The organism is Bradyrhizobium sp. AUGA SZCCT0160, from assembly GCF_018130105.1.
Lineage (GTDB): Bacteria > Pseudomonadota > Alphaproteobacteria > Rhizobiales > Xanthobacteraceae > Bradyrhizobium.
The window spans coordinates 140,254-165,418 of the sequence record NZ_JAFCMD010000001.1 but is presented as its reverse complement, the minus strand read 5'-3'; the positions used below and the strand labels follow the sequence as shown (position 1 = coordinate 165,418).

Genomic DNA, 25,165 nt, shown 5'->3' with positions numbered 1-25,165 from the left:
ATCTGTCGAGACCAGGAGTTGGGCAATGGGAGGCACTGCATCTGTTCCAATGCTGTCGCCGGACGGCGGCTTGACGCATTATCTTACGGAAATCCGCAAGTTTCCCATGTTGCAGCCGGACCAGGAGTCGGCCTATGCGAAGCGCTGGCGCGAGCATGGCGAACGCGAAGCAGCATATCATCTTGTCACCAGCCATCTACGGCTCGTCGCCAAAATAGCCATGCGATATCGGGGCTACGGGCTGCCGATTGCGGACATCATTTCTGAGGGAAACGTGGGCCTCATGCAGGCCGTGAAGCGCTTCGAGCCGGAGCGCGGCTTCCGGCTTGCGACCTATGCGATGTGGTGGATCAAGGCTTCGATACAGGAATACATCCTGCGTTCGTGGTCGCTGGTAAAAATGGGATCCAGCGCCGCCCAGAAGAAGCTGTTCTTCAAGCTTCGCAGGACAAAAGCGGAAATCTCGGCGCTTGAGGATGGCGATCTCCGCCCGGAGCACACCGCCACGATCGCCCAGAGGCTCGGCGTGCAGGAGAACGATGTCGTTGAAATGAACCGCCGCCTTGGCGGTGACGTGTCACTCAACACCTTGGTGCATGCAGACGAGGCCGGCGAAGTGCAGGACTGGCTCGTCGACCCGGCACCTAGTCCCGAAGCCATGTACGCCGATCAGGAGGAAGCCAACCACCGGCGTCAGGCGCTGGCGGAGGCCATGGAAGTCCTCAACACGCGCGAGCGCTGCATATTTCAAGCCCGGTTCCTGTCCGAACCGGCAGTCAGGCTCGAGGAGCTAGCGACACGATACGGCATTTCACGCGAGCGGGTGCGGCAGATCGAAATTCGCGCATATGAAAAAGTTCGGGCTGCCGTTCGCGCCTGCCCGACGAGGGACCGCCCTCTGGAACAGCGACCAGATGCGCGGCCAAGCAGTACTCCGAAGAGCTTGCCGCCAATTGGCGGAAGTCGGGGAACAGCGATGTCCCTTAGGCGTTAAAGATTCGTGGGAAAAGCGTGAGTAGACTGCCCGTCGTTGGTCCTCTAACGGCGGGCTTTTTGTGAGTTGCGTTTGTGGCAAACCGTTTGGAGATGCCGGGGTTCATTAAGCCCCAGCTTGCGACCCTGAAGAGCAAGGCTCCCCAGGGCCGGCAGTGGATTCACGAAATCAAATACGACGGCTACCGCGTCCAGCTTCATGTCAACGGGGGAAAGAAGCGCGTGTTTACGCGGAACGGCCTCGATTGGACCAGACGGTTTTCCACCATCGCCGGCGCCTTCGATATCTCCGGCCAGGCCATCATTGATGGTGAGGTGGTCGTGGTTCATGAAGGCCGGACCAACTTCTCCGAACTCCAGGCCGAACTCGCCGCGGGCGGGCAAGATCGGCTGGTCTACTACGCCTTCGACCTGCTCTGGCGAGATGGCGACCTAAGGAAGCTGCCCCAGATCGAACGCAAGCAGATGTTGGTCGACCTTATGGGGGAGAATGATGTCGGCATGCCGGTGCTCTACAGCGAGCATCTGACCGGCGACGGCCAGGAGATGTTTGAGCATGCCGCGAAGCTTGGCTGGGAAGGCATCATCTCCAAACGCGCGGATGCGCCATATCGATCGGAGCGCACTGAGGCCTGGGTGAAAATCAAAACCGTCCAGACGGGGAAATTTCCGGTCGTTGGATTCGTCAAGGATCCTAGCGGTGTTGCCGCTCTTTATCTCGGGAAGAAGGAAGGCAAAGAGCTCGTCTACATGGGTAAGGTCGGAACAGGCTGGAATCGCACCACCTCAAGCCAAATCCGCAAGGCACTCGACACCGTCGTGAGTCCAAGGAGCAAACTTAGTAAGCCGCTCAAGAAGCCTAAAGCAACGTGGGTGGAGCCTGTTTTTACTGCCAGTATCGAGTATCGCGATATCACGTCTGAGGGCCTCCTCCGGGCCAGCTCGTTCAAAGGCCTGTCCAAGGGAACGAGCGGTTCCTGAAAGTGTTTTAGGTGGGAGGTGCACCATGGACAATAAAACTCAAGACACACCCGCTGAATGCGCCCGCGAAGCCCGGAAACAGGTCGCCTTGCTGGCGCCGGGGAAGGTTCGCGATGCGCTTATAGAAAAGGCCAAGCATTACGAGGCTGAAATGCGCGAAAAGGTTCTGAGTGATTGACGGTCTCAAGCTGAATCCGCAAGCAGCTTGGTACGGTCGTGAGCCCGAAGTCCAAGCTCACCAGGCAGGTGAAGAAAACCGAAGGCGACGTGGGTAGACCCGGTGTTTATGGCAGATATTAGTACCGGGATATCACCTCGGAAGGGCTGCTGCGGCAAAGCTCATTCAAGGGGCTGAGCAAAAAGGAACGTTAAGGCCTGGGCGGCGTTCCTGTTTTATGACCGAATCGCTTCCAACCCTTATCGAAAACTCGCTTCAAATCGCCTGGGATTACCTGGAGGGAATAGGCGAGCTTGCCGACCAGCAGCAAACCGCTGAATTCCTTCTCAGGAATGTTCAATCGCAGATGCTTAAGGGCGAGCGGCGGGCCCTTATGCTGTCAAACCGCGCGATCGAAAGCTACCGTAAACAGCCAAACCATCTGCAGCTCGTTAGGTGGGGCTAGGTATGGAATACGTCTACAAAGACAAGCAGCAGCCCACCAAAGAAGAGCGCGTGGCCAAGAAAGAGAAAGCCCGTTGGGATGCGGAGCAGAACCTCACCGCCCGAAAGAAGGTGGATGACGCGTTCCGGTCGAATTTTGAACGACTGAAGGCGGAACGTCTGGCCCGTGAAAACAAAGAATAGGATTGGCGGCCTGGCCCCCCAAGATGGCCGTCGTGGGCGCGCGGTATACCTGCGACATCTGGAGCAGGGGCCGCGCGTTAGTATGAGGCTACATGGATTCTGACTGTCCGATCTGCCTGGGGATAGGTTTCGTCTGTGAGAACCACCCTGACAAGGCATGGTCCAAAGAGAGTGGATGCCAGTGTGGCGCGGGAATGCCTTGCCAATGCGTGCGCGCCGAGGGGCTCAAGAATCCTACAGGGCAACCACGTGCAGATACATCCCCAGTAGAATGAGAACGCTGATCATGATGATTCCGATGAAGAACCGGCCCATCACTTCTCCTTGCGGACACCCTTAAACTTCTTGGCGCTTTTCTTGACGGCCATGAACTGCCCGCCCGTCTTGTTGCGCTTGGTCGCTGTCTTGGTCAGCGGGTTCTTGAGCTGGGTGCGCTTCTTCACGGCGCCCTTACGGGCGTTGTCGCCGGTCGGTTTGTTGATTGCCATTTGGTGCCTCCAAAGAACATCAATTTCCGAACCACTCGTGAGTTCCCTATTCGGAGGCGGCCGCCAGGCCGCTCGCATCTCGGTCTCGGGATGCTTCCACCTCTCTCCTTCCTTGCGTCTCTCTTTGGCGCCCATCGAGGAATAGTAGCATCATGCTCGGCGCCGGTCCTTCTAATCAGGAGGACATTCGAGGCAGGTATCACCGATCGAGTTCAGGACGCCGCGAACCTCGGCCGCCGCTGCATCAGGAGAGACCCCTGCTGGCGGGTCTTCACGGGCGATATCGATTGCTCGCTCCCATGCATGCGGATCGGCGCGGTCCTGCATCCAACCGTGCTCCTCGCACTCCCGGATGGCGCCAGCGTTTTGAAGCACGTCAATCGCCCATCCGCGCATCGTCCGTATCGCCGGCCTTCGTTCACGTGTCATCAGCATGGAAATGGCTCCTGAACGGCGAATCGTTTTGTCCGTCATTCGTTCCGGCCGATAACACATGGCTGGGATTCGCAATGGTGGGAACTCGCGGTATCATTGACACGCCGACACCCAGTCCCTGAACTTGGTCTTCCTGGCTTTTCGGTTGGGCGCGTGCGGCAAGTGCCGCACCGGGCTCTCGTGAACCGAGCCTTAAAACGTCTCGGCCACCCGGCTTCGATCCCTCGCGCGATAATGTCTCGCTCGCCGGAGGCACTCACCCTCGGTCCCGCCGTCATTTCATGCCGGCGTCGCTATCACTGCCCTTCGTTCGGGTGCCTTTTTAACCGGTCTCGCGACTGCACTCGGTCCCGGGTCCCGCCGCTATCGCGTCGGCGCTATGCTGACCCTCCTGCGGGTGCCTCTTTCTGTTGAGTGCTAAGGGCTCCGCCCTCGCGCGGGCAAGGGTGAAGTCCCGGAAGATCCGGGACCGGCCGGAGCGGTCTCCCCGACCTTCCGCGCGGAGGCCAAGACCGGACAGCTTCCACCATGTGAATCCGCTTGTGCAGGCCGGGTGATCCCCCTCCGCCCCGCCCGCCCTTGCCCTTGCTACCCCGGTCTCGCCGACGGGCAGGGCTGCAGGCGCGCGGTGCGCGCTGCACCCATGCCCTCAAAGGAGATTGATCATGACTGCCAAGAACGTTGAAATCGCAGCAGTGAGCGGGACCGAGAGTTTCATTCCGCTCAACAAGCTCAAGAAATCCCCCAGGAACGCACGCAAGACGCCGCACAGCGAGGCGTCGATTGAGGCCTATGCGGCCAGCATCGCCGCGAAGGGTATCCTGCAGAACCTTGTCGTCGAGCCGGAGCTGGACACGGAGGGTGCGGCTACTGGCTTCTATTTCGTTGCCCGGTTCGGTGTGACGCCGCATGTGGTGCGGCAGCGCCTGCGCTTGGGCGCGGTCTCGCCCAGGCTGATACAAGTCTACCGCGACGGCGATCTGGCGCTGGACCAGTTGATGGCCTTTGCGATTGCGGAGGATCATGCCCGGCAGGAAGCGGTGTACGAGCGATTGTCGTACAACCGTGATGCCAGCACCATCCGCCGCCTGTTGACGGAGACACATGTGGCAGCATCCGATCGCCGGGCGATCTTTGTCGGTGCGGAGGCCTACACGGAGGCGGGCGGCACGATCCTGCGTGATTTATTCACCGAAGATCGCGGCGGCTATTTCGAGGACGTGGCGCTGCTCGATCTGTTGGTGGCCGGAAAACTAGGACGAGCCGCAGATGCCCTGCGAGAGGCCGAGGGCTGGAAATGGACGCAGGCCCATCTCGACTTTCCGCACGCCCATGGTTTGCGCCGGACGTACCCGCATCCGGTGGAGCTCTCAGTGGAAGATCAGGCCGCCCTTGATGCTGCGCAGGCCGAATTCAACAGCCTGACCGAGCAGAACGAGACGGCCGAGGAACTTCCTGACGAGGTGGACGCGCGGTTTGGCGAGCTTGAGGCCGAAATCGAGCGGCTGGAAGCGAAGCGACAGGCCTATGACCCGGACTACATCGCGCGGGGCGGAGCATTCGTCATCCTCAACCATGATGGCACCGTGCGGATCGAACGCGGCTTCATCCGAACCGAGGATGAAAAGCCCCAAGGCGAAGCCGAGCATGCGGGCGATGCTTCGGAGAGCGCCGACGCCGACAGCAGTGAGGGCCGTTCAGGCGAGGAGGGAGAAGGGGAGGTGGATCAGTCCACGGACGAGGAAGAAACCGACAGTCCATTGTCGGATATCCTTGTTCGCGACCTCACCGCCCATCGCACCTTGGGGCTGCGGCTCAATCTGAGCGAACAGCCGGACGTCGCCGTGGTGGCCGTCACCCATGCACTCGCGGCGCAAATCTTCTATCTCGGGGCAGAGGCGCAAGTTGTCGAGATTCGTCCGGTCAACACAGTGCTGGCGTCTCATGCGGACGGGATCGAGGATACCCCGGCTGGCAAGGCATGGGCGGATCGTCATGCCAATTGGGCAAGGCAAATGCCCCGTGACGTGACCAGCCTGTGGACGTTCGTATCCGATCTTGATCACGACAGCCGTATGGTGTTGCTCGCGCATTGCGTCGCACTGACGGTCAACGCGGTCAAATTGCCTTGGGAGCGGAAACCACGGGCGCAGGCCACAGCCGACCGACTGGCGGAAGCTGTCTCGCTTGAGATGACCGGCTACTGGCGGCCGACCGTGCGGACCTACTTCGGGCGCATTACCAAGGAGCGCATCCTGGAGGCCGTGCGGGAAGGCGTCAGTCACGAAGCGGCCGACCGCATGGCCGACATGAAGAAGCCGGACATGGCAGAAGCCGCCGAGCAGCTGCTGGCCGCGACGGATTGGCTGCCTGCGATGATGCGGACACCGAAAACCGCGCAAGAGTGCGTAGAGCAATCGCAGACGGATGCTGCTGCGGAAGCACCCGCAAACGCTTATGCCGACGCCGCCGAGTGATCGGTATGGCCGGGACCGTCAACGCGGTCCCGGCTTGTCATCGTGCGACTGTCGAAATTTTCGGCCGCGCGCCTTCGGGCGCGCGGCCCACCTCATGATGCTCAACCCAGCCTTGATCGGGTGCATTTCATAGGAGAGCCTAAAGCCGGTAGGCAGGGCGCGTTGCGGTCAGCTCCTGTGAACCCACCCGAAGGATGGCACGTTGCGTCGAACCGGTTGGATCAGTCGCCGTTGCGGCGGGACCAGATCAGCGTGAAGCTGTCGTCGCCCTCCCCCTTCACCAGCGAGGCCTAAACCGGGGTTCTATCGGTCATCTCTGACATCGAGATCACAATTGGACTCCGCGGGGGTCTGAGTGAGGGCGGCACGGTCGGCTGCACCGCGATGCGAAATCATGCGCCATCGTTCGTTGGGTCACGCCTTCGCCTTTCGTTGATGCGCAAGCGCAAGTCTTTGTGCGACCGGTGATGCCATATCCTTGTGCGGTGACGATGACGGCAGTCATGGTGGTCTCCATCGGTCTGTTTGATGGGCGCACTCCTCACGCAACCTCGAATGGACGGATCAGGCCCGAGGGGCGGCTTCGCCTCGATCGCCTTCCCGCAACGGCTTAGCCGGCTTTTTTCCCCTGCCGCCAAGAGGCGGCATTCCTCGCGAGGCAAAAAAGCCGTCCGCCGCCGTCCTCCGCTGCGCTGCGGGCCCGAAGGCTGCGGGCCGATCGCTCCCCGGGCCAAGGACCGCCATCGAGGCTGCGATGGTCGCGGCCCGACAACAGAACGGAGACCACCATGGCTACCATCGGAACCTTCACCGCAGCGGACAACGGCTACACCGGTTCGGTCAAGACGCTCACGCTCAACGTCAAGGCCAAGTTCGTCGCAACCGAGAAGGACAACGACAAGGCGCCCGACTATCGCATCTTCGCCGGCGCCACCGAATTCGGCGCCGCCTGGAAGAAGACCGCGCAGAACAGCGACCGCGAATATCTCTCGGTCAAGCTCGACGATCCGAGCTTCCCGGCCCCGATCTACGCTTCGCTGGTGAAGGGTGAGGGCGACGACGGCTTCACGCTGATCTGGTCCCGCCGCAACGGCGACTGATCCAACCGGATCGACGCACCCCGCCTCTTCGGAGGCGGGGTTTTGCTGCGCTCATGACCACAACGCGCAGAACGAGGGGGAGAAGGCCTTCGGCCTCCTTGTTCGCATAATAGTCGCTAAGGGCTCCGCCCTCGCGCGCGCAAGGGTGAAGCGCCGAAGCCGGCGCCGGCCGGAGTGGTCTCCCCGGTCTTCCGCGCTGGTCGCAGAATTTGCATGAAGCAATGAGCACCAGGCGCGTGCAGACGCGCGCGTGCCGCGCGCCCCCTTGGGCGGGTGATCCCCCTCCACTCCGGCCGCCCTTGCCCTTGCCCTTGCTACCCCGGTCTCGCCGACGGGCAGGGTTGCAGCGCAGCGCTGCGCTTTAACCCAGCCCCATAAGGAGAAAGATCAATGACCCTGATGACCCTGACCCAGAATGAGCAGCCTGTTTCCGGCGGCTTTCGCGTGGACATATCGCGCGGCCAGCGCGTCGGCCGCGTGTCGTCGGAATGGTTTTCGCGGCCCGATGACGAGCGATATCTGAGCTTGCCTGACTTGTACGATGCTGTCCGCAGCCGCGCCGAGCACGCGCAAGCGCGGACGGTGGAGAGCCGGGCCATCAGGGTGGACGCAAGCCGTGACAATCCCGAGCGGTTGGCATTGGTGGTGTCGGGAAGAGACGAGCCGGTGGCCCCGACCCATTGGAGCTTTGGACAGTTGTGTACCCTTGTCGGCGCGCCAACTTCGTATCTGCGGCAACTCCCCGGAACGCTCTCGGGCATCAATCTGCAACATGGTCTGCTGACGCATCGCGCCGAATTGGTGAAAACCTTGGAAGCCGATAACGGTCGCGTCGAGCTTCGTGCTGTCACCGGGCCTGACTACGGCCGTATCTGGGATCACGAGCTTGTCGCGGCCGTGATGAAGATTGCAGGGAATGGGACGGGCGACACGCGTTGGAAGGTGCCGGGTGTGCTGGATTGGGCCACCATGACCCATAATCCCTTTGTGGACGTGACCAAGGACACCACCACGCTCTACGCCAGCGACCGCGATGTGTTCCTGTTTCTGGTTGACGACACCAACCCGATTGAGGCGGGGCGCTTGCCGGACGGATCACCGGATTTGTATTTCCGGGGATTTTATTGCTGGAATAGCGAGGTTGGCAGCAAGACGCTTGGGATTGCGAGTTTCTATCTGCGCGCCGTCTGCATGAACCGCAATCTGTGGGGCGTGGAGAATTTCGAGCAGATCACGATCCGGCATTCTAAATTCGCCGCCCAACGCTTCGCGCACGAGGCCGCGCCAGCCCTGACGAGCTTTGCCAATTCTTCGCCTGCGCCATTCGTCGCCGGGATCAAGGCGGCTCGGGAACGGATTGTGGCCCGTACCGACGAGGACCGGGAAAGCTTCCTTCGCAGGGGCGGGTTCTCCAGGTCGGAGACGACGAAGGTCATCGAGACCGTATTGGGCGAGGAAAACCGCAAGCCGGAAAGCGTGTTTGATTTTGTCCAGGGGATCACGGCGCTTGCCCGTTCCAAATCTTATCAGGATGCGAGGCTTGAACTGGAAGGCAAGGCCAAGCGCTTGATGGAGCACGCCATCTGACCGATAGGCCGCGCGATCGATAGCGGTTGCGCGGCCGCTTCCACCAGTGGGCCAGCATTGGCGCCGATCCGGAAGCCGGATCGGCGGCGATGACGCGTGGCCGCGTCCGGCGCTCGCCGGGCCTACGGCCCGGCTCGCGAAGAGAGAGGCACCAAGAGCCCGAAACGGTTACTTCTGCTTGCGATTCAATCGGATCGGCTTGCGACCCTTGGGTAATGTCTTGGGCGTCGCCGCTCCTCTAGGCGGCTGAACGAAGAATTCCGACAATTGAACACCCAGCGTTTCGGCCAGTCGATCGAGCAGATCGATGGTCGGATTCTCCGATTGCCGTTCAAGGCCACTCATGTATGAACGATCTATTCCCGCATCATATGCCAATTGCTCTTGCGGAATGCCACGATCGACGCGAATCCGGCGGACGTTCCAAGCCACAAGCGCACGTGCTTTCATGCGCAAAGGCAGCCATTAGGTAGGCCATCAAACCACTGGCTATAACCAATCTATTTGTATAGTTTGGTCCACAAGTCAGGCTTAGACTTCAATGAAGTGCCGTGCTGCATGATTAGACCACCTGTGGATCCCGACGTCGCAGATGTCGCACCAACCGATTCGGTGCTGACGACCTATGACGAGCAGCACGTCCTGACTTATGCGCGCCTTCTACAAGCGGAAAACGAGGGGGCCGATTGGCGGGAAGTCGCACGAATCATCCTGCATATCGATCCGGTGCGCGAGCCTGATCGTGCGCGAAATGCATATCTGAGTCATTTGAAACGCGCTAAGTGGGTTACCGAGCAGGGACGTCTGTTGCGCGGTTCTGGCCAGAATTAGAAGAAATTTTCCGACGATATTCCCCCGTGAATACAATTTTCTCCAGCCGAGTGGTGGTCGACCGCATGCACCACGTGGTGCCAAATTAGGGCCTTCCTACAACCCAGTCGATCAGAATTATTGCGCCGCAATCCTCGTTAGCTTTGTGAATGGGGCGGAAGCAATGCCTGAGTTCGACTGGCGGTCGCCGGAGTCTTACAAGAGCCTGCAAAATGCTGACATCACGGACATCGCCTGGGAGTGTCTTCGTCGCAATGCGGATTATCGACGCGACTACGAAGCGATGATCGCCAACAGTCCGGACGGCGAGGTAACGCCGGAATTCAGGAGGAGGTGGGGCATCTGCTTTCGCGCATGACCCGCAAGGCTCCAGCGGCGAGCAGAACGTTTTTTGGGCGCCCGAGGTTCTGCCGACTGTCATTCCAGTCGCAGGGACCATGTCGTCCTCTAACGGGGATACGTCTCAGCCACTACTCGACCTTGCGGCAGGCGAGGTCCGGCGTGCCTCCGATGGATGGCACGCGATCCTTCGCGTCGGCGCCGTAGAGCATCGGGTCTGGCTCAAAGAACCGCCAGCAATCGGGGCCAGCTACGTTGCAGAGTTGCCGTTCGACGGCGACTTCGACGCACGCGCGTATGCTGCCCGGCGGCTGTGGCGTGCAATGAATGGGCGTGCACCGGGGCCCGCGTTTCATGAACTGTCAAAACAGAGACGCGAGCGGCTGAGCGCTGCTATTCGCGCGCTCGATGCCCGCAATTTTGGCGGTACTTACCGATCAATTGCCGAGGTGTTGTTCGGCAAGGAGCGTATCCCGGATCGCGCGTGGAAAACCCATGATTTGCGCAACCGAACCATCCGTCTCGTGCAAACCGGCCTTGCATTGATGCGCGGCGGCTATCGCGACCTTCTACGGGCCTGGCGCAATGACAAGTAGTGCCTCTTTGGGGGTATCGAAAAGCTACCCCTTGATCATCGGCATCCCCCTGCGAGGGCCTGCTCCTCCACGATGACCGCACATCCGCCGGCGCCACCGCCGGTACGCGTCGTCAGCACAGAGTTCTCAAATGTCCGATCCGTTGGCCGGCTTACCCCCGCGATTCCTGCGCACGCCAGAGGCTGCGCGATATCTGGGCCTCTCCGGCCGCACCCTCGAAAAGCACCGTACCTACGGCACCGGGCCGACCTATCGGAAGATCGGCGGCCGGGTCGTCTACGCGCTGGATGATCTGAAATCGTGGGCCGATCTCGGTGCCAAGACATCGACCTCTGATCCCGGCAAGGGCACGGTACTGCCCGCCAAAAAACATCCGAACCTGCGCCCTTATGCGGGCCAGGAACGCCGCTGATCGCCAGGAAGGACAACGGCGATGCGGCGCAAATACCTGTCCGAGCGCGATCAGCTTGAGCTCTTTCGCGCGTTGCCCGGCGATTTGGCGCCGCGCGACGCGCAGGATCTGATGGCCTATCCGTTCTTTTCGCTCGCAAAGACCAAACGGGTCGTTCCCATCGATTTTCGTGCTGGCGCGATAGCCATTCGCGTCGAGGCTGTGCCGGAGCACGGCATGGCGACCATCTGGGACGCCGACGTGCTGATCTGGGCTGCGTCGCAGATCGTCGAAGCGCGAGACGCTGGCTTGAAGACTTCGCGACTGATGGCTGCAACGCCGTACGAAATTCTGACATTCGTCGGTCGTGGCACCAGCGCACGCGATTACCACCGATTGAAAGCCGGTCTCGACAGGTTGCAGTCGACGACCGTGCTGACTTCGATCCGCCAGCCGACCGAGCGGCGGCGTCATCGATTCTCCTGGATCAACGAATGGAAGGAGACGGCGGACGCAAACGGACGCCCGTTCGGGCTCGAATTGATTCTCCCCGATTGGTTCTACGCCGGCGTGATCGATGACGCGCTCGTGCTCACCATTGATCGCAAATATTTCGACCTGACGGGCGGACTTGAGCGCTGGCTTTACCGTCTCGTGCGCAAGCATGGCGGCCGGCAGGAGGGCGGTTGGAGTTTCGATCTTGTGCACCTCCATGCCAAGTCCGGCAGCCTCTCGCCGCTAAAGCATTTTGCATACGACGTGCGGCAGATCGTCGGGCGGCAGACATTGCCCGGCTATCAACTGGTGCTCACGCGCGCCCCGAACGGTGCCGAACGTCTGAACTTCGCGCCCATTCCTGTTGATCCCTTCACGGCGAGGCTTCGCAGGCGCGGACTCATTCCACAATCGGGAGAAAACCTGTGAATCAGCTCGTGCTATCGGGGACCACAACCCTCGTGCCATCGGGGACCGGATCCTCGTGCTATCGGGGACCGAAATCGGACCTAAGTCCCTGTTCCCCGGCGCTTTCCAGTCGCCGTAACTCTTCTAACCGGAAATCCTTTGGATTTCTTCTAACGCACCGCGCCGTTCGCGTAGCGGGGGACGACGACCAACAGCGATCTGCATGTCCCGCCTCGTGTCGCTGTCCACGACGGCGACGATGCTCCGTCGCCATCGCGCTCCAGCCAGACAATCGAAACATCTCTCAAGCCCGGAGCGTCTCATGAGCGATTTGACCGAAGTCGAGCTCCTTTGGCTCGAGCAGCGAATCGAGAACCGCATTCGCTTCGGCCGTGCTGTCGAGGAAAAAACCCTCGATCGTCGCCGGCGGCTGATGTCATTTGCGCCAGGCAGCATCTTCGCATTCGTTCGCTGGACGTCGAACGACTTCGGAACGGCGATCTCGCGGATCGACATTCTGCGAGCGGTCGCACCCGGACAACGCTGCTCGACCGTGCCCTATGTGAAACCGGGTGGTGAAATCCTTCTGCGGCTGTCTGGCTGGCCCAAGGTCGAACGGGCGCTCCAGCTGATCGATGCTGTCGAAGCATTGGACATCAATCCGGCAGACGCAGCACCCGACTATTGGCATCACGTTCATAACCGACTGTCCGTCAATGAGAACCCGCGTCTCTACACGAAAGCGCGCCACCAGGCGTGGCTTCACCGGCAGAGGGTCATGCGATGACCAGACGCCTGAAGACGTTGACGGCAATGCTTGTGGGGACGGCCGCCCTCATCGCGCCGACGGTTCTCGAAACGACACCGCTATACGTCTGGAATGCATCTGAGAGCGTGCCGATTGGCCTCTATCGCTTACAGCCGGCGGATGACCTCTTCGTCACAGAACTGGTCGCCGCTCAGCCGCCGGAGCCGCTTGCGACCTTCCTCGACCTGAACGGTTATCTGCCGGCGGGGGTGCTTATGCTCAAGCGCGTGCTGGCGCTTCCAGGGCAGACCGTCTGCAGAAGCGGACTCGCCGTTTCGGTGGATGCGATTGAAGTGGGCGAGGCGCGAGAGCGCGATGGCCGCGGCCGTCCGCTGCCGAAATGGCAGGGCTGCCACGTCGTCGGCGAGGGCGAACTCTTTGTCATGAACTGGCAGTCTACCAGCTCGCTGGATGGCCGCTATTTCGGGTTCTTGCCGGCATCGGCCATCATCGGCCGCGCGCTCCCTGTCTGGACCTGGGAGAATTAATCGTGCGCGCATTGGGTTCCCGATCTGCCATTCCTCTGTTCGGCCAAGTGCTACACCATTCCTCCATCCCGACCAACAATTGCGCAGCCGTCGCGCGCAGCGGCGGTCCAGGGCGGCCGAAAGGCCGGCGCGAAGCAGCTTTACCCTGGACGGGGGCGAGCACGGCGGCATGCTTGCGCTTGTTCGAGAGGAGCCTGCGCGCAGTCGTACCGTTGTTCGTTGCGGTGATCGTGAGTAACGCTACTGCTGTCGCCGAAACGCGACTCGCGCACCCTCCCGCAACGTATGCGACTAGCGATCCATCCGCGGATTTCGTCGAAGACGCCTCGCGTCGCTTCGGCGTTCCGGTTCGCACGATACGCGCAGTCATAAACGTCGAAAGCGCCGGAGACGTGCGCGCGAGGTCACCGAAAGGCGCCATGGGGCTGATGCAGATCATGCCGGAGACATGGGCAGAGCTACGTCTGCGGTACAACCTTGGTAGCGATCCCTACGATTCCCACGACAACATTTTTGCAGGTACCGCGTACCTGCGCGAACTGCACGACCAGTACGGTTCACCAGGCTTCCTCGCAGCCTACAACGCGGGACCTGGTCGCTACGAAGAGCATCTCGCCGGCCGTCCATTACCCGCAGAGACCCAGGCCTATTTGCAGAAGCTTGCGCCCGTCATCGGCAACGACATTGCCGCTTCCAGCGCGGTCGCGAGTCTGCGGCCATCGGCGGGATCGCTCTTCATCGTGCGGTCTGAAAGCTCAAAAGGCCGCTGCCCGCCCGCAGCCTGTGCGCCCGCCGAACCCGGCTCCAACGGCCGCTTCCGTTCACGACCTCTCGGCCGTTGTGCCGCAGGCAACTGGACAGTTCGTCGCGAGATCTGATGCGGGAGGCCCGCGATGACGGAATGCCCAAGCTGGCATGCATTGGTGTGCTCTGGAGAAGAATCGGCGCAAAGGCGATGGAGGTGGGCAGGTACGACAGCAGGACGGCGAGATAAAAGAGGCTCGCCGGTCGAACTGCAAGCCATTGGCATGGCTTGGGTTCTGGCGTGCCGGTCGGTCGGGGCGCGTGCCGCGCCAAGCAGTTTTAACAATGCAATCAAGGACATTCTCGGCACCGTTGGCACTTTCGCTCGCTCGGGGGCCCGGCCGTGACCGCGGGCGACAGCGATCTGCGTATTCGACCCGGACGCATCCGCAGCACTCGCGCGCCCAAGCCGAAGAGATTCATCAACCAGGTGCTGCGTGCTGCGAAGAAAGCCGGACACACTTCGGGTCAGGCTGCGCCGGGCAAGCGTTCCGCAGCCTATGGGCGCTCGACGTTTGGCCGCGGTAGGCTCGCGTTTAGCCGCAGCCGATTGTTCAGCGCGACGCGGCGCGTCGTGGTGAAGGCGCGCGTTGTCCGTCACAACGGACGAGCATTCCGCTCGGCACCGCTGACGACCCATCTTTCATATCTGAAGCGCGATGGCGTCACCCGGAGCGGCGAGAGGGCCGAGATGTTCGACGCCGGCAGCGACCGCGCCGATAGCAACGCTTTCGCGGAACGGTGTCAGGACGACCGCCATCATTTCCGGTTCATCGTCTCGCCCGAAGATGCCGGCGACATGACCGACATTAGGGCCTTCACCCGCGATCTGGCCAGACAGATGGAGACCGATCTCGGCACGCGGCTCGATTGGATGGCCGTCGATCACTGGAACACCGACAACCCTCACGTCCATCTTCTCGTTCGGGGAGTCGATGAGGAAGGCGCTGATCTCGTGATCTCCCGCGACTACATCAGCCGAGGCCTGCGCTCACGCGCTGAGGAATTGGTCGCGATCGAACTGGGTCCAAAGCCGGAGCATGAAATCCGCAATTCGCTGCAGAGGGAAGTTGCGGCAGAGCGCTGGACGCGACTCGACCATGAGATACGGTTGGCTGCCGACGAAACCGGCTATGTCGATCTCCGCCCCGACAACCCCGGCAGCTCCGACCCTGAGATCCGACGTCTGATGGTTGGTCGCCTCCAGCATCTGGCGAAGATGGGCCTCGCGGCACCAGCATCGCCAGGGGAATGGATGGTCGGGCTCGAGGCCGAGCGCAACTTGCGCGACCTCGGGATGCGCGGCGATATCATCAAGACCATGCACCGCGCCTTCACCGAGCGCGGCGAGGCGCGCGGTGTTGCCGACTACGTCATCGAAGGTGGACCGTCGGCGTCCCAGATCGTCGGGCGGCTGGTCGATCGGGGACTGTACGACGAGCTGACCGGCGAGGCATATGCCGTGATCGACGGAACAGACGGACGCGCGCACCACGTCCGTTTCCGCGGAATCGAGGCGTTCGAACATGTGCCACCGGTTGGCGGCATCGTCGAAGTGCGGCGCTTCGGTCAAGCCGGCGAGCCGAACCCCACCGTGATGCTCGCGACTCGCTCCGATCTCGATCTTGGCGAGCAAGTCAAAGCGAAAGGCGCGACCTGGCTCGACTACCGGATGGTCGAACGCGATCCGATGCCACTTGCCATGGGCGGCTTTGGCCGAGAGAGCCGCGACGCTATGGAAGCCCGTGCCGAGCATCTGGTTCAGGAAGGTCTGGCGCGGCGGCAGGGCCAGCGCGTCATCCTGCAGCGCGATCTCCTGGACACGCTGCGCCGACGCGAGCTGGACGAGGTGGGAGCAAAAGTCTCGGCCAAGACGGGCCTGCCTCACGTGAAGGCGGCATCTGGCGAGAACGTGGCGGGCACCTATCGACAGCGCCTGACGCTCGCATCGGGACGCTTCGCCATGATCGATAACGGGCTCGGTTTCCAACTCGTGCCTTGGTCGCGCGAGCTCGAAATGAGACTCAGTCAGCACGTCGCCGGCGTCGTGAAGGACGGCGGCGGCATTGAATGGGGCTTTGGTCGCAAGCGCGACCTCGGCCTCTAGCTTGAACTCGCCAAAGTCTATTGCGCAAAGGATGGCCAGGATGTCCGGAACCAAAATCCTCTGGGGACAGGTAATCGTTGTCGGCCTGATCGTCTTGCTCGGTATCTGGGGTGCAACCGCGTGGACCGCCTGGCGGCTCGCTTACCAACCGGAGCTAGGGCGCCCCTGGTTCGAATTGTCGGGCTGGAAGATCTACTACCCACCGATCTTCTTCTGGTGGTGGTTCGTCTACGACGCCTATGCGCCTCAGGTCTTTGTCGAAGGTGCCTTCATCGCGGCGTCTGGAACTTTCATTTCGATTGCGGTGGCGATCGCCATGTCGGTCTGGCGCGCGCGCGAGGCCAAGAATGTCGAGACCTATGGCTCGGCGCGCTGGGCCGATCTACGGGACGTGAGAGTGGCCGGACTTCTCGGTCAGGATGGAGTAGTGCTTGGCAAGCTCGACCGCGATTACCTTCGCCATGACGGACCGGAGCACGTGTTGTGTTTTGCGCCTACCCGGTCCGGCAAGGGTGTCGGCCTCGTCGTTCCCTCGCTGCTGGCTTGGCCGGGTTCGGCCATCGTTCACGACATCAAGGGTGAGAACTGGCAGCTGACCGCTGGTTTCCGCGCCCGTCATGGCCGCGTCCTGTTGTTCGACCCGACCAACCCAAAGTCCTCAGCTTACAATCCGCTCCTCGAGGTCCGGCGCGGGGAATGGGAGGTTCGCGACGTCCAGAACGTTGCCGACGTCTTGGTCGACCCCGAGGGCTCGCTCGACAAGCGGAACCATTGGGAGAAGACCAGTCATTCGCTCCTGGTCGGCGCTATCCTCCACGTCCTCTATGCCGAGCCGGACAAGACCTTGGCCGGCGTGGCCGCCTACCTGTCCGATCCGAAGCGGCCGATTGACGCGACGTTGAAGGCAATGATGACCACACCGCACCTTGGCGAGCAGGGCGCCCATCCCGTGGTCGCTTCCACCGCGCGCGAGCTCCTCAACAAATCCGAGAACGAACGCTCCGGCGTACTCTCCACTGCGATGTCGTTCCTCGGGCTCTACCGCGATCCGGTCGTGGCCCAAGTGACACGCCGCTGCGATTGGCGGATCGCAGACCTGATCGCCGATCTCAGCCCGACGACGCTTTACCTCGTGGTGCCGCCCTCCGACATCTCGCGGACCAAGCCGTTGATCCGCCTGGTGCTGAATCAGATCGGCCGGCGCCTGACCGAGGACTTGCACGACCGCGACCGCCGGCATCGAGTCCTGATGATGCTCGACGAGTTCCCGGCGCTGGGAAGGCTCGATTTCTTCGAGTCCGCGCTCGCCTTCATGGCGGGTTATGGCATCAAGAGTTTTTTGATCGCGCAGTCGCTTAATCAGATCGAGAAGGCCTACGGGCCGAACAATGCTATTCTCGACAACTGCCATGTCCGTGTCAGCTTCGCGACCAATGACGAGCGGACCGCGAAACGCGTGTCCGACGCGCTGGGGACGGCGACAGAGATGCGGGCAATGAAGAATTATGCCGGGCACAGATTGAATCCTTGGCTGGGGCACCTCATGGTCTCGCGCCAGGAAACCGCGAGGCCGCTCCTGACCCCTGGCGAGGTCATGCAGCTTCCGCCGCTAGACGAAATAGTCATGGTGGCGGGCACACCTCCGATCCGGGCCAGGAAGGTGCGTTACTACGAGGATCCGCGGTTCATCGAGCGGATCTTGCCGCCACCCGATCCTGCGGCCTCCGGCCGGTCATCGCGAACGGACGGTTGGTCGACGCTTGGAACGCTGAAGCCTTCGACAAATCCACCCGATAAAGACGAGCAAACAGAGGGAGACACAGCCAACAGCGGTCTTCGTCGTGAGCCCGAACTCCCCGATCACGTTGCGATCGTCAAGGAGACGACCGAGCCGACGCCGGCAGAAGAGTTTTCTGTCGTGCTTGACGACGACGAGGACGCGGTCCGCCAGTCTCGACTTCTTCGTCAGCAGATGCGTGGCGTTGCTCGCCAAGTCGCGCTTGATCCAAATGATGGTATGGAGCTGTGAGACCTCATGCGCGACCGGATGAATGTGTACTTTCCACCAGAGCTTCTGAAACAGATCTCCGATCTTGCCGATCGCAAGAAACTCTCCCGGTCCGCAATCGTCGAAGCGGCGGTTGCTTCATTTCTGTCACCGGACGGCGCCGACCGACGGGAGGCGGCGTTTACCCGTCGCCTCGACCGGCTATCGCGTCAGATGCAGCGGCTGGAGCGTGACGTCGGTCTGACGGCCGAGACATTGGCCCTCTTCATCCGCTTCTGGCTGACGATCACGCCACCATTGCCAAACGACGCGCAGGCGGCCGCGCAGATAAAGGGCCGGGAGCGCTTTGAAGGATTTGTCGAAGCGCTCGGGCGCCGTCTGCAAAAGGGGCAGAGCTTTCTACGTGAAATTCCAGAAGATATCGTCCGTCAGGAGACGCCCGGCGAAACCTGATAGAGTTGTGAAGCAAGCTATCTCGCTGGTCCTTCTTTTTCTACGCCAACCTACGATCGCCGAAAGCGCTTGTTGCGCCGGTTCGATTGATGGCTTTTCTAATCATCCCCATCTGAGGACGCTTTAGTCGTCCTCATTCGGTGGGGGCGACGATGGCAATCCATTCTTTTCAATCCGAGGCGACTTCGCGCGGCGCGCGAATGCTTCGTAGCGCGCTTGGCACTGCGATTGCACGCTACCTGGAAGATGACGCGATCGTCGAGGTCATGCTCAATCCTGATGGGCGGTTGTGGATCGACCGGTTGTCGAGTGGCCTCATTGATACGGGTGAAACTTTGTCTGCGGCGGACGGCGAGCGCATCGTTCGGCTCGTGGCGCACCACGTTGGGGCAGAGGTGCACGCTGGTTCCCCACGCGTCTCCGCCGAACTACCCGGGACCGGCGAGCGTTTCGAAGGCCTGTTGCCGCCGGTCGTCGCGGCTCCGGCCTTCGCCATCCGCAAGCCCGCGGTCGCTGTGTTTACACTCGACGACTATGTCGCCGCGGGGATTATGACATCTGATCATGCCGAAACCCTGAGGGAGGCGGTCGCCGCGCGCAAGAACATCCTCGTTGCGGGTGGGACATCGACCGGCAAGACCACGCTAACCAATGCGCTTTTGGCCGAGGTGGCAAAGACCTCCGATCGCGTCGTTCTAATTGAAGATACACGCGAACTTCAATGCAAGGCGCTCAATCTTGTATCGCTTAGAACCAAAGACGGCGTAGCCACACTATCGGATCTTGTCCGTTCCTCGCTTCGCCTGCGTCCTGACCGCATCCCGATCGGCGAGGTCCGGGGCGCCGAAGCGCTCGACTTACTCAAGGCCTGGGGCACCGGTCACCCCGGCGGGATCGGCACCATCCATGCTGGCACCGCGCTCGGCGCGCTACGGCGGCTCGAGCAACTCATTCAGGAAGCCGTCATCACGGTTCCGCGCGCCCTGATCGCCGAGACCATCAACCTCATCGCCGTGCTTGCCGGCCGCGGCTCAGACCGTCGCCTCAGCGAACTTGCCCTCGTCACAGGGCTTGGGTCTGCCGACGACTACAGCCTTTCACCAGCAGGAGACTGACATGCGTCCGCAATCTCGATTTCTTCGACAAGCCGCTTCAATAGCTGCTTCCGGCACGGTTCTCCTGACGACGGCGCGGGCTTGGGCGGCTGGCTCCAACATGCCGTGGGAGCAGCCACTCAATCAGATCCTGCAGTCGGTTGAAGGCCCGGTCGCGAAGATCATCGCCGTTATCATCATCGTCGTAACCGGGCTCACGCTTGCGTTCGGCGATTCGTCCGGCGGCTTCCGCAGGTTGATCCAGATTGTGTTTGGTCTGTCGATCGCGTTCGCGGCCTCGAGCTTCTTTCTGTCGTTCTTCTCCTTCGGCGGCGGCGTGGTGATCTGATGGATGACTCGGTCGCAGGTTTTGTCGTGCCCGTTCACCGCGCACTCATCGAGCCGATCCTGATGGGCGGTGCGCCACGATCGGTCGCGATCGTCAATGGCACATTGGCGGCCGCTCTTGGACTTGGACTGCGGCTTTGGATCGCGGGTCTCGTCCTCTGGTTCATCGGCCACATGGCCGCCGTCTGGGCCACCAAGCGCGATCCCGCCTTCGTCGATGTGGTGCGCCGACATCTGCGCATTCCCGGTCACCTCAACCTCTGAGCTCTCGGTCATGATGAACCTCGCCGAATATCGTCATTCCAATGCTCGTCTTGCGGACTTCCTGCCTTGGGCAGCCCTGATCGACGAGGGAATCATCCTGAACAAGGATGGCTCGTTCCAACGCACAGCAAAGTTCCGGGGACCTGACCTCGACAGTGCGGTGCCAGCTGAACTGGTCGCCGTCGCAGGGCGCCTGAACAATGCCTTGCGTCGTCTGGGATCCGGCTGGGCCGTATTCGTTGAGGCGCAGCGCCATTCTGCAGGTGCTTACCCGCCCAACACCTTTTCGGATGTTGCGTCTGCGCTCGTCGACGCCGAGCGGAGAGCACAATTCGAGGAGGCAGGCGCACACTACGAGTCCAGCTATTTCCTGACCTTCCTATATCTGCCGCCGGAGGAGGGGGCGGCCAAGGCAGAGCGACTGCTATATGAGGGCCGCGATCGCACAGTAGGAGCTGACGCTCTAGAGGTGCTCCGAGGGTTTGTCGATCAAACCAACCGCGTGCTCGGGCTTGTTGAAGGGTTCATGCCTGAATGCGTCTGGCTCGATGACCAGGCCACCTTGACCTATCTGCACTCCACGATCTCGACCAGGCGTCATCGCGTTTGCGTGCCCGAAATTCCCATGTACATCGATGCTCTATTGGCCGATCAGCCGCTGACCGGCGGGCTCGAGCCGATGTTGGGTTCAGCCAATTTGCGGGTTCTAACGATTGTCGGCTTCCCGGGCATGACGACTCCGGGAATTCTGGACGATTTGAATCGCCTGCCATTTTCGTATCGCTGGTCGACCCGCGCGATCATGCTCGACAAGACCGATGCCATCAAGCTGCTGACCAAAATCCGCCGCCAGTGGTTTGCCAAGAGAAAGTCCATCGGCGCAATTCTCAAGGAGGTCATGACCAACGAGGCCTCGACGCTGCTCGATACCGACGCTCACAACAAGGCGATCGACGCCGACACGGCGCTTCAGGAATTGGGGTCGGATCAGATCGGACAGGCCTTTGTCACGGCAACGATCACCGTCTGGGACGGCGATCCCGGTGCGGCCGATGAAAAGCTGCGGCTGGTGGAGAAGGTCATTCAGGGCCGCGATTTCACGTGCATGATCGAAACGGTGAATGCCGTCGAAGCCTGGCTCGGCAGTCTGCCGGGGCATGTCTACGCCAATGTGCGGCAGCCGCCGGTTTCGACCCTCAACCTCGCCCATATGATTCCGATGTCGGCCGTGTGGGCAGGCGAGGCGAGGGATCTGCACTTCAAGGGCCCGCCGCTCCTGTTCGGCAAGACCGAGGGCTCCACCCCGTTCCGGTTCTCCCTGCACGTCGGCGATGTCGGCCATACCCTCGTGGTGGGCCCGACAGGGTCTGGCAAGTCGGTGCTGCTGGCGCTGATGGCGTTACAATTCAGGCGTTACCCTGACTCGCAGGTCTTTGCGTTCGATTTCGGCGGGTCGATCCGGGCGGCCGCGCTCGCCATGGGTGGCGACTGGCATGATCTCGGCGGTGCCTTGTCCGACGTGAGCGAAAACCCCGTCGCCCTGCAACCGTTGGCCTGGATCGACGACGCTTCCGAGCTCGGATGGGCCACCGAATGGATCGGGGCGATCCTAGCACGGGAAAAGATCGAGATCACCCCGGAGGTCAAGGACCATCTGTGGTCGGCTCTCACTTCGCTTGCTTCGGCGCCAATGCAGGAACGCACCCTGACGGGCCTGTCAGTCTTGCTGCAATCCAATTCTGTGAAGCGTGCCCTGCAACCTTATTGCCTGGGCGGTCCGTCCGGGCGCCTGCTTGATGCCGAATTCGAGCGCCTTGGCGAAGCTTCGGTCCAGGCGTTTGAGACCGAAGGGTTGATCGGAACGAGCGCGGCCCCGGCCGTGCTGGCCTACCTCTTTCATCGTATTGGGGACCGCCTCGATGGCCGGCCCACACTTCTCATCGTCGATGAAGGCTGGCTCGCGCTCGACGACGAGGATTTTGCCGGCCAGCTCCGCGAATGGCTGAAAACGCTTCGCAAGAAGAATGCGTCCGTCATTTTCGCCACCCAATCACTTTCGGACATCGACGGCTCCGCGATCGCGCCCGCGATCATCGAAAGCTGTCCAACGCGCCTGTTGTTGCCGAACGAACGGGCGATCGAGCCGCAGATATCAGCCATCTACCGGCGCTTCGGCCTCAACGACCGACAGATCGAGCTTCTGAGCCGAGCGACGCCGAAGCGTGACTATTATTGCCAGTCCCGCCGCGGCAATCGGATGTTCGAGCTCGACCTTGGCGATGTTGCGCTCGCCTTTACGGCAGCTTCCTCCAAAACCGACCAGGCCGCCATTGAGCGGCTACTTGCCGAGCACGGCCGTGACGGCTTCGTGCCCGCCTGGCTCCAGCATCGTGGCGTCGCCTGGGCCACAGATCTGATCCCCAGACTAGGCAATCTGGAGGGATCGTTATGAGCCGTCTTAACAGTTTTCTGGCCGCGGGCACCATTGTCCTCACGCTTAGCGTGACAGCACCTGCTCGGGCGCAGTGGATCGTCTTCGATCCCAACAATTACGTCCAGAACGTCCTGACTGCCGCTCGGACACTGCAGCAGATCAACAACCAGATCACCTCGTTGCAGAACGAGGCGCAGATGCTGATCAATCAGGCAAAGAATCTGGCAAACCTGCCGTATTCATCGCTTCAGCAACTGCAGTCATCGATCGTGCGTACCCAGCAATTGCTGGCTCAGGCTCAGCGCATTGCTTACGACGTCCAGCAGATCGATCGCGCGTTCTCGATCAGCTATGCGCCGGCCACCGGCAATCAAACAAATCAGGTCTTGATCGCCAACGCTCAATCGCGCTGGCAGAATTCTGTTGCCGCGCTGCAGGACGCGCTCCGGGTCCAGGCCGGCGTGGTCGGCAACCTCGACACCAACCGCGTCCAGACGTCTGCGCTCGTAACATCGAGCCAGGGTGCCAGTGGCGCCCTGCAGGCAACCCAGGCAGGCAATCAGATCCTCGCGCTTCAGGCCCAACAGCTCGCCGATCTCACGGCTGCCTTTGCGGCTCAGGGCAGGGCGCAGAGCCTTGAAGCAGCTCAGCGCGCGGCCGCGCAAGACCAGGGCCGAGAACAGCTCCGGCGGTTTCTGACGCCGGGACAGGGCTATCAGTCCCAAGACGTGCGGATGTTCCACTAATGACCGACGTAAGGGCATTCAAGGCTCTGTCGCTTGCCACAACAGTCGTGGTGTTGGTCGTCGCGGCCTCCACGATCCACCTTCGTGGTGGAGAAGAGTCCGCGCCGCTGAAGGCACAGAAGACGTCGGACGCTGATGATTCCGATCTCGTCCGTTGCCGCAACGTCACTCTCGAAGAAGCAACTACTAGGTATCACCATTGCCAGGAAATTTGGGCCAAAAACCGGTGTCGCTTCTTTGGCAAGAAGGACGGTGCCGCAGTTTCCGGCCGGGGTGATCCAGCCTCCGGCCTCACGCCCGCACCAAAGGATCAGAGCCGTATGCCGCAAGGCTATCCCTCAGTTGCGATACCTGAGGTGAGCAAGCCATGACCGGTACCGGAGTCATCGATCAATTCCTGGAAACGTTCACTCGTTACATCGATAACGGCTTCGGGCTTCTGGGTGGTGACGTCGGATATCTCGCAACAACGCTTGCCGCGATCGACATCACGCTTGCCGCGCTGTTCTGGAGTTGGGGAACGAACGAGGACATCATCGCCCGCCTCGTCAAGAAGACGCTCTTCGTCGGTGTTTTTGCTTACCTCATCGGCAATTGGAATAATCTTGCGCGCATTGTCTTCGAAAGCTTTGCGGGACTTGGGCTGAAGGCATCCGGCGCAAGCCTGTCGTCAGCAGATTTCCTGCGACCCGGACGAATTGCTCAAGTCGGCCTCGATGCCGGCCGGCCGCTGCTTGATTCGATCTCGAACCTGATGGGTTACATCAGCTTCTTCGAGAATTTCATCCAAATCGTCGTTCTCTTGTTCGCATGGGTCGTCGTGCTGCTCGCCTTCTTCATTCTGGCGATCCAGCTCTTCGTCACCCTGATCGAATTCAAGCTGACGACGCTTGCTGGGTTCGTGCTCATCCCGTTCGGTCTGTTTGGCAAGACCGCATTCGCCGCCGAGCGCGTGCTGGGTAACGTCATATCTTCCGGCATCAAGGTCCTGGTCCTGGCCGTCATCGTCGGCATCGGCTCGACCCTGTTCTCCCAGTTCACTGCTGGCTTCGGTGGCGGCCAGCCGACGATCGAAGACGCGATGACACTGGTCCTTGCGGCGCTCACGTTGCTAGGCCTCGGTATCTTCGGTCCGGGAATCGCAAATGGCCTAGTGTCCGGCGGACCGCAACTCGGCGCCGGCGCCGCGATTGGAACGGGCCTTGCTGCTGGTGGCGCTGTTGCGGCAGGTGCCGGCCTTGCCGCTGGTGGTGCGGGCCTTGCCGGCGGAGCTATCGCAGGTACTGCGCGCGGTGGCGGCGCCCTCTTGAGCGGAGCATCCGCAGCTTATCGAAGCGGCGGACTTGCAGGCGTCGCTGAAGCGGGTACCTCCGCTGCCGCGAGCCCCTTGCGCCGAGCAGCGGTTGCATTCGGCAGTGGACAAACGGGTGAACCGGCCGCGAATGCTTCGGCGGACGGGCAACCCGATTGGGCACGGCGCATGAAGCGCGCCCAGACCGTTCGGCATGGCGCGTCCGCGGTCAGCCATGCCGTTCGCTCTGGTGATCACGGCGGGAGCGGCGTTTCCGTCAATCTTTCCGAAGGAGGGCGCTGACAACGGCCGAGCGTCGCTTTCAACATCGGCAGCGGGCAAGAACGCCGCAACCCGGACGCTGCACGACTTCAAACCGGACCACTCGATCTCA

The 25,165-nt window shown here is 61.4% G+C and carries 29 protein-coding genes; 26 read left to right on the top strand and 3 right to left on the bottom strand.

The genetic code is table 11. The annotated features are described in order from the left end of the window. Positions 1-25: 25 nt before the first annotated feature. From rpoH to JQ558_RS00790, 5 genes are all read left to right on the top strand, one after another. Complete coding sequence (gene rpoH, locus JQ558_RS00810; RefSeq protein WP_212292562.1) at positions 26-994, top strand: RNA polymerase sigma factor RpoH; 969 nt, start codon at positions 26-28, stop codon at positions 992-994. Positions 995-1,068: 74 nt separating this feature from the next. Further along, on the top strand, positions 1,069-1,974 hold the full coding sequence (gene ligD, locus JQ558_RS00805; RefSeq protein WP_312014934.1) for a non-homologous end-joining DNA ligase: 906 nt from the start codon (positions 1,069-1,071) through the stop codon (positions 1,972-1,974). A gap of 25 nt (positions 1,975-1,999) precedes the next feature. Then, a complete protein-coding gene (locus tag JQ558_RS00800) occupies positions 2,000-2,152 on the top strand; it encodes a hypothetical protein (protein ID WP_212292561.1) in 153 nt (50 codons plus the stop codon). Positions 2,153-2,369: 217 nt separating this feature from the next. Then, complete coding sequence (locus JQ558_RS00795) at positions 2,370-2,597, top strand: hypothetical protein (RefSeq protein ID WP_212292560.1); 228 nt, start codon at positions 2,370-2,372, stop codon at positions 2,595-2,597. A gap of 2 nt (positions 2,598-2,599) precedes the next feature. After that, positions 2,600-2,779, top strand: a complete 180-nt coding sequence (locus tag JQ558_RS00790; RefSeq protein WP_212292559.1) for a hypothetical protein — start codon at positions 2,600-2,602, stop codon at positions 2,777-2,779. A 314-nt stretch (positions 2,780-3,093) separates the two neighbouring features. On the opposite strand, the gene JQ558_RS00785 is transcribed toward JQ558_RS00790, so the two are convergent. Both JQ558_RS00785 and JQ558_RS00780 read right to left on the bottom strand, forming a co-directional pair. After that, positions 3,094-3,267 (bottom strand): hypothetical protein, encoded by a 174-nt coding sequence (locus JQ558_RS00785; protein WP_212292558.1) that lies wholly within the window; start codon positions 3,265-3,267, stop codon positions 3,094-3,096. Positions 3,268-3,438: 171 nt separating this feature from the next. Further along, a complete protein-coding gene (locus tag JQ558_RS00780; protein WP_212292868.1) occupies positions 3,439-3,702 on the bottom strand; it encodes a hypothetical protein in 264 nt (87 codons plus the stop codon). Positions 3,703-4,367: 665 nt separating this feature from the next. On the opposite strand from JQ558_RS00780, the gene JQ558_RS00775 reads away from it, so the two are divergent. The 3 genes from JQ558_RS00775 (at position 4,368) to JQ558_RS00765 (ending at position 8,866) form a co-directional block, all read left to right on the top strand. Next, positions 4,368-6,179, top strand: coding sequence for a ParB N-terminal domain-containing protein (locus tag JQ558_RS00775; protein ID WP_212292557.1), 1,812 nt, complete (start codon positions 4,368-4,370; stop codon positions 6,177-6,179). 788 nt (positions 6,180-6,967) lie between these two features. Further along, positions 6,968-7,279, top strand: coding sequence for a DUF736 domain-containing protein (locus tag JQ558_RS00770; RefSeq protein ID WP_212292556.1), 312 nt, complete (start codon positions 6,968-6,970; stop codon positions 7,277-7,279). Positions 7,280-7,669: 390 nt separating this feature from the next. Then, entirely contained in the window at positions 7,670-8,866 is a 1,197-nt protein-coding gene (locus tag JQ558_RS00765) for a DUF932 domain-containing protein (RefSeq protein ID WP_409410474.1), read from the top strand. A 168-nt stretch (positions 8,867-9,034) separates the two neighbouring features. Here the strand turns inward: JQ558_RS00765 and JQ558_RS00760 are convergent, their stop codons facing one another. Next, on the bottom strand, positions 9,035-9,316 hold the full coding sequence (locus JQ558_RS00760) for a helix-turn-helix domain-containing protein (protein ID WP_212292555.1): 282 nt from the start codon (positions 9,314-9,316) through the stop codon (positions 9,035-9,037). Between the two features lie 108 nt (positions 9,317-9,424). Here JQ558_RS00760 and JQ558_RS00755 point away from each other — a divergent pair, with 108 nt between their 5' ends. From JQ558_RS00755 to trbL, 18 genes are all read left to right on the top strand, one after another. Next, the gene (locus JQ558_RS00755) at positions 9,425-9,697 is read left to right on the top strand and encodes a DUF2285 domain-containing protein (protein WP_212292554.1); all 273 of its coding nucleotides are present in this window, start codon (positions 9,425-9,427) and stop codon (positions 9,695-9,697) included. Positions 9,698-9,860: 163 nt separating this feature from the next. Continuing rightward, on the top strand, positions 9,861-10,055 hold the full coding sequence (locus tag JQ558_RS00750; RefSeq protein WP_212292553.1) for a transcriptional regulator domain-containing protein: 195 nt from the start codon (positions 9,861-9,863) through the stop codon (positions 10,053-10,055). 79 nt (positions 10,056-10,134) lie between these two features. Continuing rightward, positions 10,135-10,632 (top strand): DUF2285 domain-containing protein, encoded by a 498-nt coding sequence (locus JQ558_RS00745; protein WP_212292552.1) that lies wholly within the window; start codon positions 10,135-10,137, stop codon positions 10,630-10,632. 130 nt (positions 10,633-10,762) lie between these two features. Next, on the top strand, positions 10,763-11,044 hold the full coding sequence (locus JQ558_RS00740; RefSeq protein ID WP_212292551.1) for an AlpA family transcriptional regulator: 282 nt from the start codon (positions 10,763-10,765) through the stop codon (positions 11,042-11,044). Between the two features lie 21 nt (positions 11,045-11,065). Continuing rightward, the gene (locus JQ558_RS00735; RefSeq protein ID WP_212292550.1) at positions 11,066-11,947 is read left to right on the top strand and encodes a replication initiator protein A; all 882 of its coding nucleotides are present in this window, start codon (positions 11,066-11,068) and stop codon (positions 11,945-11,947) included. A 301-nt stretch (positions 11,948-12,248) separates the two neighbouring features. After that, on the top strand, positions 12,249-12,713 hold the full coding sequence (locus tag JQ558_RS00730) for a DUF2840 domain-containing protein (protein ID WP_212292549.1): 465 nt from the start codon (positions 12,249-12,251) through the stop codon (positions 12,711-12,713). Beyond that, positions 12,710-13,222 carry a S26 family signal peptidase gene (locus tag JQ558_RS00725; protein ID WP_212292548.1) on the top strand — a complete coding sequence of 171 codons (513 nt, stop codon included), beginning with the start codon at positions 12,710-12,712 and terminating at the stop codon, positions 13,220-13,222. Before JQ558_RS00730 ends, JQ558_RS00725 begins: the two co-directional genes overlap by 4 nt. Before the next feature lie 2 nt (positions 13,223-13,224). Then, on the top strand, positions 13,225-14,100 hold the full coding sequence (locus JQ558_RS00720; protein ID WP_312014933.1) for a lytic transglycosylase domain-containing protein: 876 nt from the start codon (positions 13,225-13,227) through the stop codon (positions 14,098-14,100). 269 nt (positions 14,101-14,369) lie between these two features. After that, complete coding sequence (locus JQ558_RS00715; RefSeq protein WP_212292547.1) at positions 14,370-16,133, top strand: DUF3363 domain-containing protein; 1,764 nt, start codon at positions 14,370-14,372, stop codon at positions 16,131-16,133. A gap of 40 nt (positions 16,134-16,173) precedes the next feature. Next, positions 16,174-18,162 carry a conjugal transfer protein TraG gene (locus JQ558_RS00710; protein WP_212292546.1) on the top strand — a complete coding sequence of 663 codons (1,989 nt, stop codon included), beginning with the start codon at positions 16,174-16,176 and terminating at the stop codon, positions 18,160-18,162. A 6-nt stretch (positions 18,163-18,168) separates the two neighbouring features. After that, positions 18,169-18,594, top strand: a complete 426-nt coding sequence (locus JQ558_RS00705) for a CopG family transcriptional regulator (protein WP_212292545.1) — start codon at positions 18,169-18,171, stop codon at positions 18,592-18,594. Between the two features lie 152 nt (positions 18,595-18,746). Further along, positions 18,747-19,709 (top strand): P-type conjugative transfer ATPase TrbB, encoded by a 963-nt coding sequence (gene trbB, locus JQ558_RS00700; RefSeq protein ID WP_212292544.1) that lies wholly within the window; start codon positions 18,747-18,749, stop codon positions 19,707-19,709. Between the two features lies 1 nt (position 19,710). Beyond that, positions 19,711-20,037 carry a TrbC/VirB2 family protein gene (locus tag JQ558_RS00695; RefSeq protein WP_212292543.1) on the top strand — a complete coding sequence of 109 codons (327 nt, stop codon included), beginning with the start codon at positions 19,711-19,713 and terminating at the stop codon, positions 20,035-20,037. Next, positions 20,037-20,300, top strand: coding sequence for a VirB3 family type IV secretion system protein (locus JQ558_RS00690; RefSeq protein ID WP_212292542.1), 264 nt, complete (start codon positions 20,037-20,039; stop codon positions 20,298-20,300). The genes JQ558_RS00695 and JQ558_RS00690 overlap by 1 nt, the downstream gene beginning before the upstream one ends. Before the next feature lie 10 nt (positions 20,301-20,310). Continuing rightward, positions 20,311-22,752 carry a conjugal transfer protein TrbE gene (gene trbE, locus JQ558_RS00685; RefSeq protein WP_212292541.1) on the top strand — a complete coding sequence of 814 codons (2,442 nt, stop codon included), beginning with the start codon at positions 20,311-20,313 and terminating at the stop codon, positions 22,750-22,752. Next, entirely contained in the window at positions 22,749-23,480 is a 732-nt protein-coding gene (gene trbJ, locus JQ558_RS00680; protein ID WP_212292540.1) for a P-type conjugative transfer protein TrbJ, read from the top strand. Before trbE ends, trbJ begins: the two co-directional genes overlap by 4 nt. After that, the gene (gene trbK-alt / locus JQ558_RS00675) at positions 23,480-23,851 is read left to right on the top strand and encodes a putative entry exclusion protein TrbK-alt (protein ID WP_212292539.1); all 372 of its coding nucleotides are present in this window, start codon (positions 23,480-23,482) and stop codon (positions 23,849-23,851) included. Before trbJ ends, trbK-alt begins: the two co-directional genes overlap by 1 nt. After that, a complete protein-coding gene (gene trbL / locus JQ558_RS00670; protein WP_212292538.1) occupies positions 23,848-25,074 on the top strand; it encodes a P-type conjugative transfer protein TrbL in 1,227 nt (408 codons plus the stop codon). Before trbK-alt ends, trbL begins: the two co-directional genes overlap by 4 nt. Positions 25,075-25,165: the final 91 nt, after the last annotated feature.

Bases quoted from the DNA above. Each gene is read 5' to 3' on its own strand.
- rpoH (WP_212292562.1), top strand. From the start codon at position 26: ATGGGAGGCACTGCATCTGTTCCAATGCTGTCGCCGGACGGCGGCTTG.
- JQ558_RS00800 (WP_212292561.1), top strand. From the start codon at position 2,000: ATGGACAATAAAACTCAAGACACACCCGCTGAATGCGCCCGCGAAGCC.
- JQ558_RS00795 (WP_212292560.1), top strand. From the start codon at position 2,370: ATGACCGAATCGCTTCCAACCCTTATCGAAAACTCGCTTCAAATCGCC.
- JQ558_RS00790 (WP_212292559.1), top strand. From the start codon at position 2,600: ATGGAATACGTCTACAAAGACAAGCAGCAGCCCACCAAAGAAGAGCGC.
- JQ558_RS00785 (WP_212292558.1), bottom strand. From the start codon at position 3,267: ATGGCAATCAACAAACCGACCGGCGACAACGCCCGTAAGGGCGCCGTG.
- JQ558_RS00780 (WP_212292868.1), bottom strand. From the start codon at position 3,702: ATGCTGATGACACGTGAACGAAGGCCGGCGATACGGACGATGCGCGGA.
- JQ558_RS00775 (WP_212292557.1), top strand. From the start codon at position 4,368: ATGACTGCCAAGAACGTTGAAATCGCAGCAGTGAGCGGGACCGAGAGT.
- JQ558_RS00770 (WP_212292556.1), top strand. From the start codon at position 6,968: ATGGCTACCATCGGAACCTTCACCGCAGCGGACAACGGCTACACCGGT.
- JQ558_RS00765 (WP_409410474.1), top strand. From the start codon at position 7,670: ATGACCCTGATGACCCTGACCCAGAATGAGCAGCCTGTTTCCGGCGGC.
- JQ558_RS00760 (WP_212292555.1), bottom strand. From the start codon at position 9,316: ATGAAAGCACGTGCGCTTGTGGCTTGGAACGTCCGCCGGATTCGCGTC.
- JQ558_RS00755 (WP_212292554.1), top strand. From the start codon at position 9,425: ATGATTAGACCACCTGTGGATCCCGACGTCGCAGATGTCGCACCAACC.
- JQ558_RS00750 (WP_212292553.1), top strand. From the start codon at position 9,861: ATGCCTGAGTTCGACTGGCGGTCGCCGGAGTCTTACAAGAGCCTGCAA.
- JQ558_RS00745 (WP_212292552.1), top strand. From the start codon at position 10,135: ATGTCGTCCTCTAACGGGGATACGTCTCAGCCACTACTCGACCTTGCG.
- JQ558_RS00740 (WP_212292551.1), top strand. From the start codon at position 10,763: ATGTCCGATCCGTTGGCCGGCTTACCCCCGCGATTCCTGCGCACGCCA.
- JQ558_RS00735 (WP_212292550.1), top strand. From the start codon at position 11,066: ATGCGGCGCAAATACCTGTCCGAGCGCGATCAGCTTGAGCTCTTTCGC.
- JQ558_RS00730 (WP_212292549.1), top strand. From the start codon at position 12,249: ATGAGCGATTTGACCGAAGTCGAGCTCCTTTGGCTCGAGCAGCGAATC.
- JQ558_RS00725 (WP_212292548.1), top strand. From the start codon at position 12,710: ATGACCAGACGCCTGAAGACGTTGACGGCAATGCTTGTGGGGACGGCC.
- JQ558_RS00710 (WP_212292546.1), top strand. From the start codon at position 16,174: ATGTCCGGAACCAAAATCCTCTGGGGACAGGTAATCGTTGTCGGCCTG.
- JQ558_RS00705 (WP_212292545.1), top strand. From the start codon at position 18,169: ATGCGCGACCGGATGAATGTGTACTTTCCACCAGAGCTTCTGAAACAG.
- trbB (WP_212292544.1), top strand. From the start codon at position 18,747: ATGGCAATCCATTCTTTTCAATCCGAGGCGACTTCGCGCGGCGCGCGA.
- JQ558_RS00695 (WP_212292543.1), top strand. From the start codon at position 19,711: ATGCGTCCGCAATCTCGATTTCTTCGACAAGCCGCTTCAATAGCTGCT.
- JQ558_RS00690 (WP_212292542.1), top strand. From the start codon at position 20,037: ATGGATGACTCGGTCGCAGGTTTTGTCGTGCCCGTTCACCGCGCACTC.
- trbE (WP_212292541.1), top strand. From the start codon at position 20,311: ATGATGAACCTCGCCGAATATCGTCATTCCAATGCTCGTCTTGCGGAC.
- trbJ (WP_212292540.1), top strand. From the start codon at position 22,749: ATGAGCCGTCTTAACAGTTTTCTGGCCGCGGGCACCATTGTCCTCACG.
- trbK-alt (WP_212292539.1), top strand. From the start codon at position 23,480: ATGACCGACGTAAGGGCATTCAAGGCTCTGTCGCTTGCCACAACAGTC.
- trbL (WP_212292538.1), top strand. From the start codon at position 23,848: ATGACCGGTACCGGAGTCATCGATCAATTCCTGGAAACGTTCACTCGT.